Origin of the sequence: Tateyamaria pelophila (assembly GCF_019966495.1) — a bacterium.
Lineage (GTDB): Bacteria > Pseudomonadota > Alphaproteobacteria > Rhodobacterales > Rhodobacteraceae > Tateyamaria > Tateyamaria pelophila.
Genome location: NZ_JAIMIA010000013.1, coordinates 66233 through 75542, shown reverse-complemented (window position 1 = coordinate 75542; position 9310 = coordinate 66233). Strand labels below are relative to the sequence as shown.

General features: G+C 62.1%; 11 protein-coding genes. 3 read left to right on the top strand and 8 right to left on the bottom strand.

Translation table 11 applies throughout. The features are described from left to right. Positions 1-806: hypothetical protein (locus tag LC354_RS06805; protein ID WP_223422289.1), on the top strand; the 806-nt coding region annotated here is incomplete at its 5' end. 272 nt (positions 807-1078) lie between these two features. On the opposite strand, the gene LC354_RS06800 is transcribed toward LC354_RS06805, so the two are convergent. Further along, a complete protein-coding gene (locus tag LC354_RS06800; RefSeq protein ID WP_223422287.1) occupies positions 1079-1204 on the bottom strand; it encodes an entericidin, EcnA/B family in 126 nt (41 codons plus the stop codon). Between the two features lie 176 nt (positions 1205-1380). Between LC354_RS06800 and LC354_RS06795 the strand changes: the two genes are divergently transcribed. Then, positions 1381-1731: a hypothetical protein gene (locus tag LC354_RS06795; RefSeq protein ID WP_223422285.1), complete on the top strand. Its 351-nt coding sequence runs from the start codon at positions 1381-1383 to the stop codon at positions 1729-1731. Positions 1732-1742: 11 nt separating this feature from the next. On the opposite strand, the gene LC354_RS06790 is transcribed toward LC354_RS06795, so the two are convergent. The 7 genes from LC354_RS06790 to LC354_RS06760 all read right to left on the bottom strand — a co-directional run bounded on the left by LC354_RS06790 (position 1743) and on the right by LC354_RS06760 (position 8038). Next, a complete protein-coding gene (locus LC354_RS06790) occupies positions 1743-2324 on the bottom strand; it encodes a GNAT family N-acetyltransferase (RefSeq protein ID WP_223422298.1) in 582 nt (193 codons plus the stop codon). Next, positions 2324-2713, bottom strand: a complete 390-nt coding sequence (locus LC354_RS06785) for a ketosteroid isomerase-related protein (protein ID WP_223422284.1) — start codon at positions 2711-2713, stop codon at positions 2324-2326. The genes LC354_RS06790 and LC354_RS06785 overlap by 1 nt, the downstream gene beginning before the upstream one ends. Further along, positions 2713-3174: an arsenate-mycothiol transferase ArsC gene (locus LC354_RS06780; RefSeq protein WP_223422282.1), complete on the bottom strand. Its 462-nt coding sequence runs from the start codon at positions 3172-3174 to the stop codon at positions 2713-2715. The genes LC354_RS06785 and LC354_RS06780 overlap by 1 nt, the downstream gene beginning before the upstream one ends. Continuing rightward, entirely contained in the window at positions 3175-3654 is a 480-nt protein-coding gene (locus LC354_RS06775) for a UPF0262 family protein (RefSeq protein WP_223422280.1), read from the bottom strand. Positions 3655-3821: 167 nt separating this feature from the next. Then, positions 3822-5123: a histidinol dehydrogenase gene (gene hisD / locus LC354_RS06770; RefSeq protein ID WP_223422278.1), complete on the bottom strand. Its 1302-nt coding sequence runs from the start codon at positions 5121-5123 to the stop codon at positions 3822-3824. A 109-nt stretch (positions 5124-5232) separates the two neighbouring features. Beyond that, positions 5233-6843: a CRTAC1 family protein gene (locus LC354_RS06765; protein WP_223422276.1), complete on the bottom strand. Its 1611-nt coding sequence runs from the start codon at positions 6841-6843 to the stop codon at positions 5233-5235. After that, positions 6836-8038, bottom strand: coding sequence for an ROK family transcriptional regulator (locus LC354_RS06760; RefSeq protein WP_223422274.1), 1203 nt, complete (start codon positions 8036-8038; stop codon positions 6836-6838). The genes LC354_RS06765 and LC354_RS06760 overlap by 8 nt, the downstream gene beginning before the upstream one ends. Before the next feature lie 179 nt (positions 8039-8217). Here LC354_RS06760 and LC354_RS06755 point away from each other — a divergent pair, with 179 nt between their 5' ends. Then, a complete protein-coding gene (locus LC354_RS06755; protein WP_223422272.1) occupies positions 8218-9246 on the top strand; it encodes a substrate-binding domain-containing protein in 1029 nt (342 codons plus the stop codon). Positions 9247-9310 lie beyond the last annotated feature (64 nt).

Sequence of the window (9310 nt, the reverse complement as noted above, 5' to 3'; positions counted from 1 at the left end):
CACGCTTCCTCATCGCAAAAGCGGGCGTCAAACGCCTGGCGGGACATCGGTCTGTCGTTTTTCCATCTGGCTGGCATGGCCGGAACAATACAGGAACATGGCCGATAGGCAAGCCGTATAGCACTACATCCTGTGCTGCCGGATCAAAGGGGATAAGCCTTACGGCACCGAATGCCATCGCCGAAAACCATGCGCGCTTTTTGACCTATTTGGACAGCCACGCGGATTGGGCGTTCTGGCGGCGCTGGTACGGGGAGATGTGGGAGGGCACCTTCACCGACTGGGACCTTGCCATCGAAGTTGCAAAAATCCCGGATGCGGTTTGGGACGCGGGTTTGAGTGCGGTTGCGGCGCGCATTTCGATCATCGAATCCAAGATCATTCTGCAGCATGACATAGCTGACCTGAAAGCAGAGTTGTCTGATTTGCAGGTCAGCCAAGCCAGCCCAACAACAGGCCACAATCAGGGCCCACCATTGAACGAGCCTATGGCTGGCGCGCAAAATGAAATCGAGTTTGTGTGGCCGATACTGGATGAACTTGAACAGGAAATTGAGAAAGACGATCCAGACCCTAGCAGGTTGAAGCAATTGGCAACCAGACTGTGGGAGATTTCAAAGGTCATAGCGATATATTGCGGTGGCAAACTGGACACTATTCTGAGCAAGGCGGCGGAGACTGTCGGCGAAACCGGCACAAAGTGGGCCATCAGAAGTGGCGCAGCGACATATATGAGCACCAACGAAGGCGTCCAGTCCGTTGCAAAGTCAGCTTGGAAATTGGCGCAGGACTTATTGGGTGGATAGCTTGTCAGGCTGCACTTAGACGGCAAGACGCGCCGTCGACAGGCCGCGGGGTGGCGTCAAACCTGTGTGCGGCAGTGCTTTATGGCAGCCAAGTACATCTTCGATCAGAGCTTTGCCCAAGCATCAGACAATCGCCAGTCCGGGGGGCGGCCTGGCGATGGCGCGGCGGCCTGCGGCCTTGACTCCGCGCTTGAGACCCTGGGCGGACTTACGCGCTTCGCCTTTGGCGGAAGGCTGAACACTCTCGCGCATCGCCTTTGGCAGTGCGCTGGCTAAAAAGCGTTATCCACGGCTTCGGCGGTTCGGGTGATGTCGCGGCCCACGCCTTTGGCGGTTTCGCAGGCGGCGAGGCTCGTGGCGGCGATGACGGCGAGCAGGATCAGGCGGGTGCGGGGCATGGGACCTCTGGAGTTTGTCTGACGCAGTCCTAACCTCTGCCATCCGCACGGTCAAACCCGTGCGCCAAACCCCGCCTTCGTGAATTGCGCTCGTCCGCGCATTCCGGCATAGTTGAACCAATTGAGCAGACCATAAGCGGCCACCAAACGCGCCGCGCGATCCCAGAGGCCCGAAAATGACACGCATCCTTGCCTGTTTTGCCGTTTTGCTGATCCTGTCCGGCTGTGGTGGGGGCAGCACCTCCAATCCGGGCCGCTCCGGCGGATCCGGCACGCTGTTTGCCACCGGCCCGATCTATTCCGCCTGCCAGAGCAGTGGTCGCAGAGCGGCCAGCCGGGAGCGCTGTGGCTGCGTGCAGGCGGTGGCCAACACCACGCTCAGCCCTGAAGAACAGCGCCGCGGCGCGGGTTTTTTCAGTGATCCGCACGAGGCCCAGGAAGTGCGCCAGTCCGACAAAAGCCGCGACGAACGGTTCTGGGGCAAATGGAGAGCCTATAGCAATCGCGCGGCACAGCTGTGCACCTGAACGGGCCGCTCTCAGAGCTGTCGCATCCAGAATTGTAACGGTTTTTTGGTCTCGGCGGGCTGGTCCACGTCTTTCCAGCTGAAATGGGCCACGGCACCGGGCAGGCGGGCATAGCCGCGTTTCTCCCAGAACCGTTCGAGGGATCGGTACCTTGTCGGGTGCAGAGGGTGATCCGGCGGGCGCACTACGGCGCAGAAACAGATATGTGTGTGGCCCAGGGTGCGCGCCTGCGCTTCGCGTCGATCAAAGAACTGGCCGCCGATGCCCTGCCCCCGGTAGCGCGGCAAGAGCACGCTTTCCCCGCAATAAAAAGTTGTGCTGACGTCGAGCCCCGAGCCGGTCAAGGCGTCCTGAAAATCGTCCGCATGATCTGCCAGCGGCGCTCCGGTCGAGGCCCCCACCAGCCAGTCGCCATCATAGACGCCGATGACGATGGCCCCTGCGTTGACCTGATAGTTTTGCAAATACCGCCGTTCGTATGCGAGATCCCCGTCATAGAGATACGGCCAATCCCGAAACACGGCGATCCGCAGCCGGGCGACGTCTTCGAGGGCATCGCCGATGGCATCGCCCGTGAGGGTCTCGAGCCGGATCACGCCACTTGCCGCAACCAGTCGGCAAGATTGTAATAGGTCGTGACCCGAGCGATCCGCCCGTTTTTCAGCGTGAAAAATGACCCGGCAGGCAGGCAATAGGTCTGGCCCCGCGCCTCGGGCAATCCTTCATCCGTGGCGAGGTACGTGCCGTTGACGGTGTATTCCGCAGCACCGCGCGTACCGTCCGCGTTGGCAAAGATCACCATTTCGGTCAACTCTTCGGCGTAGCAGCGGCTCATGTGGGCGCAGAATTTTGCAAAGGCCGCCTTGCCGGTTCTGACCGTACCTTCGTTCACGTGGTGCGCGATGTCATCGGTCAGGCAGTCCAGCATTGCGTCCGGGTCGCCTGCGTTGAAGGCCTCGAAATAGCGTTGAATGATGTCCATTACGGCTCCTCTCTTGGATCGCCCCAGCGTTCAGTCAGGCGGGTGATGATCTGGTCGCGCGTGGCCCGATAGCTTTCCAGCTTGGCGTCCCGCGTTTCGCCCAGCCCCGTTGGGTCGAGGATCGGCCAGTATTCCACGTCCAGGTGATAGTAGCGCGTCAGTTCCAGCGCCCGCCGCTGGCTGGCGGGGGACAGGGCGACGACCAGATCGAAAGAGCTCAGGTCTTCGCCCCATTGCTCCATCTCGTCAAAGCTGCGCGACCTGTGGCGGCTGAGTTCAACGCCAAGTTCGGCGCAGACCGCGATGGAAAAGCCGTCGATTTCCATGTCGTTGGTCACGCCCACCGATTGCACATAGGTGCCGGTGCCGTAGAACTTCTTCATCATCCCCTCGGCCATTGGCGAGCGCACCGCGTTGTGGTCGCAGCAAAACAGCACGGACTGGGGCAGGGGCTGGGTCATCTATCCGCCAAAATGCAGAACGCAAATCAACGTAAACAGGCGGCGGGCGGTATCGATGTCGATGTCGACCTTGCCTTCCAGCCGCTCCTGAAGCACCCGGCTGCCTTCATTGTGGATGCCGCGGCGGGCCATGTCGATGGTTTCGATCTGGCTGGGTGGCAGCTTTTTGACCGCGTCGAAGTAGCTCTCGCAAATCTGAAAATAGTCTTTGACGACCTGTCGAAAGGGACCAAGCGACAGGTGAAACTCTGCCGCAGGTTCCTCGTCTTCGGTAAACACATCAAAGACCAGTCGCTTTTCACGGATCGACAGGCCCACGTGATAGGGGCCCGACGGAACAGGGCGGTCGTCGCGGGCGGGCAAGACAAAAACATTGTCTTCCAGCAGGTCAAACACCGCGACCTTGCGTTCCTGATCGATCTCGGGGGTCGGCGGGGGGAGGTTGGCGTCGTCCAGAGTGATTTTGGTAATTCGGGTCATGGGGCCAGATACAGATGAATTATGCGATTGCCGGATAGTCGCGCAGCCCGCCGGGGAACGCAATGGCACGAACACCGGGAAACACTGCTTTTACCTGCAGTGGCTCTGCTTCTCTGTTCCCAAAAATCCCGGGGGAGTCGCGATAGCGACGGGGGCAGAGCCCCCGGTTAGCCGTTCAGCTTGCGCAGCCGCGCCGTGACGGACAGCCCGTGCGCCTCCAGGCTTTCGGACGCGGCCAAACGCTCCGCTCCGGGCCCGATGGCGCGCAAGGCCTGCGGTGTCATTTGTGCCAGCGTCGTCCGTTTCACGAAATCCATCACCGACAGGCCCGACGAAAAACGCGCGGAACGCGCGGTGGGCAGCACGTGGTTTGGCCCGCCGATATAGTCGCCGATGGCTTCGGGGGTCCATTGCCCCAGAAAGATCGCGCCGGCATGGGTGATTTTTTCCGACAAGCCCTTGGGATCGGAAACACACAGTTCAAGGTGTTCCGGTGCGATCCGGTCCGACAAGGCCGCGGCCACATCCAGATCGGGCACGGTGATGATCGCGCCGTAGTCGCGCCAGCTTGGCCCCGCGATGGCGCGCCGTTGCAGGGTTTCGAGCCGGGCCTCGACGGCGGTCGCCACCGCTTGCCCGAACCCTGCATCCGTCGTGATCAGCAGCGATTGCGCGCTTTCGTCATGCTCGGCCTGGCTGAGCAGATCAAGCGCGATCCAGTCGGGATCGTTGTCGCCGTCCGCGATCACCAGAATTTCGGAGGGGCCCGCGATCATGTCAATGCCGACCTTGCCAAAGACGCGGCGCTTGGCGGCAGCGACAAAGGCATTGCCCGGCCCGGTAATCTTGTCGACGGGGGCGATCGTTTCGGTGCCATAGGCCAGTGCGGCCACGGCCTGCGCCCCGCCGATGCGGTAGATTTCGTCGACACCTGCAATCTTGGCCGCAAGCAGCACCAGCGGGTTCAGCACCCCGTCCGGGGTTGGCACGGTGATCGCCAGCCGCCCGACACCGGCCACCTTGGCCGGAACTGCGTTCATCAGCACCGACGAAGGATAGCTTGCCAGTCCACCCGGGACATAAAGCCCGGCGGCCGAAACGGGCGTCCAGCGCCAGCCCAGCGTGGCTCCGACCTCATCCGTCCACTCCGCGTCCCGAGGCATTTGTCGCGCGTGATAGGCGGCGATGCGGTCGGCAGCAAGCTCCAGTGCGTTGCGGTCTTCGGACGACACCTGCGCGATGGCGGCGTCGACTTCCGCTGACGTGATCCGCAAGGTCTTGGGCGTCAGGGCAATCCGGTCGAACTTTTCGGTGAGGTCGATCACGGCGGCGTCGCCCCGGTTGCGCACATCGGCGATGATGTCGGCCACGATGGCGTCGACGTCCGGGCTGTCTTCGCGCTTCGCCGTCAGCAACGCATCAAAGCGGCTCTCAAAATCCGGGGCATCAAAATCAAGAAACTGAGGCATGGCGGCATCCTTCTGCGTTCCTGCCGGGTCATAGCGGGCCGGGGCGGTGGCCTCAAGGCCGCGCGGGCGCCAGATGCGTCCCGCCGCATGCGCGGCAGAGCCTTACCGGTCAGGGCCGCGTGATCCGCAGCGTCTGATTTGTGGCGGCATCCTGCCATGGGCTCCAGACGCCATGGGGCCATCTGATCCGCACCCGGACGCTGTCTGCCGTTCCCAGTCCGAAATGCTGCGGGCCTGCCACGCCGCCTGCATGTCCACCGCCCACGGTGATTTCTCGCGATTGCACCGCGTTGCCATCATCTACTTCGATCCAGGCGCCGACGGCTTGCGTGTTCGTGCCGGTCTGGCGCAGATCCACACTCAGCCAGGTGCCGCCATCGGATGTCCTGTTTTGCCAGACTTGCAGTGGCGCCCGCCGATTGACCACGACGAGGTCCAGCAGGCCATCGTTGTTCAGGTCCACCAAAGCGGCCCCCCGGCTGCGATGGAGCGAGGCGACCCCCGCCACGTCGCCCTGTTCGACAAAGCTGCCATCGGCTTGCCCGATCAGCAGGTTGTTGGGATCTTCCATGGCGTTGCCGGGCATTTGCTGGACGTTGCCCTTGGCGATGAAGGCATCGTCGCGCCCGTCGTTCTGCACGTCTCCGAAGGCGATGTGCCAGCCGGTTGAGGGCCGCCCGTCATCGCCGATATACGGCCGCTGCGCTGTCGTGCCGCGGGCAAAGGGCACATCCCGGAATGTCGGCCCGTCGCCCACCTGTTCCATCAGCCGCTGATCGCCCATGGAACTGAGATAGACCTCGTCCTTGCCATCCCGGTCCAGATCCCGTGCCGCGATCCCCATGCCCCAGAGCATATGGCGCTGCCAGCCATCGGCCTCGGTGTAGAGCGCCGGCGGCGTGCTCATGGCCCAAAGCTGTTCCTGCCCGTCCCGCACGTAGTAGTGCCTGTCGTTGGAGATGCGCAGATCGGCGGTGCCGGTGCGGGCCCAGTCGGTGAACAGCATCGACAAGGCGCAATGGCCGGGGTCGAGCGGATAGGGCGTGTAGCCAGAATCGCTTGGCCGCCAGAGCGTGTTGCTGTCACAGGCCTCGAACGGCCCTTCCGGGTCGGCGCGGTCCACATAATGGCCGAAGGCCAGCGTGGGCAGTGCTTCACCGGCTTCCCATGTGGCCGAAAAGGCGGTCGACCAGTGATCGCCGGTTTGCAGGGGCGCGGGGGCAAAGCCGCAGTCGCCGGTGCCGTGCAACAGGACGTCCGGGCCGACCCGCAGCACCACCAGATCCATCACGCCGTCATTGTTGACGTCCAGCGGATAGGCGCCGGTCGTGCCGGTCAGGTCCAGGGCCTGTGGCGTTGCATCCTCGAAGGAGAGCGGCCCCGCCGCGGGTGAGGTGTTGCGCAACAGGATCGGCGGGTTGGCGCCGCCCGCAGCCACCATGTCGGGCCGCCCGTCGCCGTTGCAATCAAGGACGGCAAGGCCGCCGCCGACGAAATGTTCCCACCCGCCATCATAGACGTGATGCGGCACGTCGATGGGGACAAAGCGCGGCCCCGCTGCCCCGGCGGCGTGCGCCACGGGGGACAGAAGGGCGACGACAGCGACGAGGCGCGCCCCGCCGCGCGCAGCGCGGCGGCCTCGCCCTTCGTCGGATTTTTTACAAAATCCGCGACAGTTGACTATGTCGGATTTGTTTAAAAACCCGGTTCCGCTATACATCCTCAAGGGCCTCCACGGCGGTGTCCTGAACAAATTCCAGCGCATAGGCGGCAGCGCCTTGGGCCCACATCAGGTTGTCCCATTTGTGGATCACGACCTCGGGGGGCGGCTTGTCGATCTCGACGATGGATTTGCGCATCTGTTCCATGACCGCGTCCGCATAGAGGTGATCGAACTGCATCTGCTCTCCCGCCAGAATGATCAGTTCCGGATCAAAAATGTTGACCAGATTGGCCAGCCCCATCGCGAACATGCGGCTTGCCCGGTCAATCACGGTGCGGGCTGTCGGGTCGCCGTTGCGGGCGGCTGCGAGGATCGCCGTCACAGCCTGTGAGGTCGAGGCGGTCACGCTGATCCCGCCCACACTCGTGGCCTCGCGCACAATGGCATAGTCGGCCACATAGGCCTCCAGGCAGCCCCGTTGCCCACAGCGGCAGAGCGCCCCGTCCAGATGCACCTTGGTGTGGCCAAATTCCGCTCCGCAACCGCGGGTGCCGCGATAGATCTGTCCCCCCAGCACCATGCCCATGCCCACCCCGCTTTCAATGGTGATCACGATGAAATCCGAGTGATCCTTGCCCAGCCCGAAGGTCAGTTCGGCCATGGCGACCAGGTTGGCGTCGTTGTCCACATAAGCGGGAATGCCGAGAAGGTTCGTCAAGACCTTGCCCAGCGGCACATTGCGCTGGTCCAGAGATGGCGACCAGTAGACCAGCCCGTGATCTGCATCCACGATCCCGGAAATTCCGACGCCGACGCCTGAAATGTCGGTAAGATTGCGCCCGCATTGCGCGGCCAGTCGGGTGAGGCCTGCCGCGATTTCGGTGGCCAACGCGTCGGGGGATTGGCGGGCTTGGGGCATGCTGCGTTCATGATCTGCCAGATGGGTGCCCTGGAAATCCATCAACACCAGCGAGATCGACGCATCCGAGACTTTGAGCCCCGCCACCAGATGGGCCTGCCCCGCGATTTTCAGGTCGACCCGTGGCCGCCCTCTGGCGGGCTCGCCGGGCTGCGTGTCGCGCGGTACTTCGGCAATCAGACCGCCGCGCAACAGATCGCTGGTGATGGCCGTGACCGTGGCGCGGCTGATGCCTGTGCGTTCCGCCAGATCGATACGGGGCAGGGGCCCCCGTTGTGCGATTTCGCGCAGCAAAAGCCGTCTGCTTTCGACCTTTTGATGACCGAAGGACATGATATTACTCTCTTTTTCGCCTCCCGCCCGTACATTCGCACCGACGCTCCCAGACTCATGATGAACGTTTTTTTAGAAACTGTCCAATTTAATTTGATTTTCGAATTTAATAAGGTATGACTGTTGTACCGCACATTATTCAATCAGAATCGCGGCCAGTAGTCTTTGGGAGGACTCTTATGAATTTCGTTAAAACAGTTGCCATAGCGGCGACCGCGTCTTTGATGGGCGCAGCAGCCTGGGCTCAGGATATCACCGTGGGCGTCAGCTGGTCCAACTTTCAGGAAGAGCGCTGGAAAACCGATGAAGCGGCGATCAAAGCCAAGCTCGAAGAGCTGGGAGCTACATATATTTCGTCCGACGCGCAGGCCTCAGCGGCCAAGCAGTTGACAGATGTCGAAGCCCTGATTGCCCAAGGTGCCGACGCGCTGATCATCCTCGCGATGGACAAGGACGCGATTGGCCCCGCCATCGACCAGGCCGAGAACGAAGGCATTCCTGTTGTCGGCTATGACCGTCTGATCGAAGACGATCGCACGTTCTATCTGACCTTTGACAACAAGGGCGTGGGCCGGATCATCGCGCAATCTGTGACGGCCGAGCAGCCCGAAGGCAATTTTGCCATCATCAAGGGCGACAAGGGTGACCCGAATGCGGGCTTCCTGCTCGAAGGCATGATGGAGGTCATCGGTGATGACGTTGCATCGGGCAAGATCACGATTGTGGGTGAAGCTTTCACCGATGGGTGGAAGCCTGACAACGCTCAGAAAAACATGGAACAGATCCTGACCGCCGCCAACAACGAAGTTGACGCGGTTCTGGCCCAGAACGACGGCATGGCCGGTGGCGCGATTGCCGCGCTGCAAGCCCAAGGTCTGGCCGTTCCGGTTGGTGGACAGGACGGCGACCATGCCGCGCTGAACCGTGTGGCCCGTGGCGAACAAACCGTTTCGGTCTGGAAAAACGCGCAGGATCTGGGCAGCAAAGCGGCTGAAATCGCCGTTGCCCTTGCGGGTGGTGCGTCGCTTGCCGAGATCGACGGTGCCGTGAAATGGTCCGGTGGTGAGAATGGTGTCGAGATGAACGCCATCTTCCTCGACCCGACACCTGTGACCCAAGCCAACATCAGCGCTGTGATCGATGCAGGCCACATTGCCAAAGACAAGGTTTGTGCCGGTGCCGAAGCCGGTGTTGCAGGCTGTAACTAAGGGCTGACGCCCCCGCACCGGCGGCAGATGCCGCCGGTGCCTTTCGACAAATTTCCTCACATCA

Bases quoted from the DNA above. Each gene is read 5' to 3' on its own strand.
- LC354_RS06800 (WP_223422287.1), bottom strand. From the start codon at position 1,204: ATGCCCCGCACCCGCCTGATCCTGCTCGCCGTCATCGCCGCCACGAGC.
- LC354_RS06795 (WP_223422285.1), top strand. From the start codon at position 1,381: ATGACACGCATCCTTGCCTGTTTTGCCGTTTTGCTGATCCTGTCCGGC.
- LC354_RS06785 (WP_223422284.1), bottom strand. From the start codon at position 2,713: ATGGACATCATTCAACGCTATTTCGAGGCCTTCAACGCAGGCGACCCG.
- LC354_RS06780 (WP_223422282.1), bottom strand. From the start codon at position 3,174: ATGACCCAGCCCCTGCCCCAGTCCGTGCTGTTTTGCTGCGACCACAAC.
- LC354_RS06775 (WP_223422280.1), bottom strand. From the start codon at position 3,654: ATGACCCGAATTACCAAAATCACTCTGGACGACGCCAACCTCCCCCCG.
- hisD (WP_223422278.1), bottom strand. From the start codon at position 5,123: ATGCCTCAGTTTCTTGATTTTGATGCCCCGGATTTTGAGAGCCGCTTT.
- LC354_RS06765 (WP_223422276.1), bottom strand. From the start codon at position 6,843: ATGTATAGCGGAACCGGGTTTTTAAACAAATCCGACATAGTCAACTGT.
- LC354_RS06760 (WP_223422274.1), bottom strand. From the start codon at position 8,038: ATGTCCTTCGGTCATCAAAAGGTCGAAAGCAGACGGCTTTTGCTGCGC.
- LC354_RS06755 (WP_223422272.1), top strand. From the start codon at position 8,218: ATGAATTTCGTTAAAACAGTTGCCATAGCGGCGACCGCGTCTTTGATG.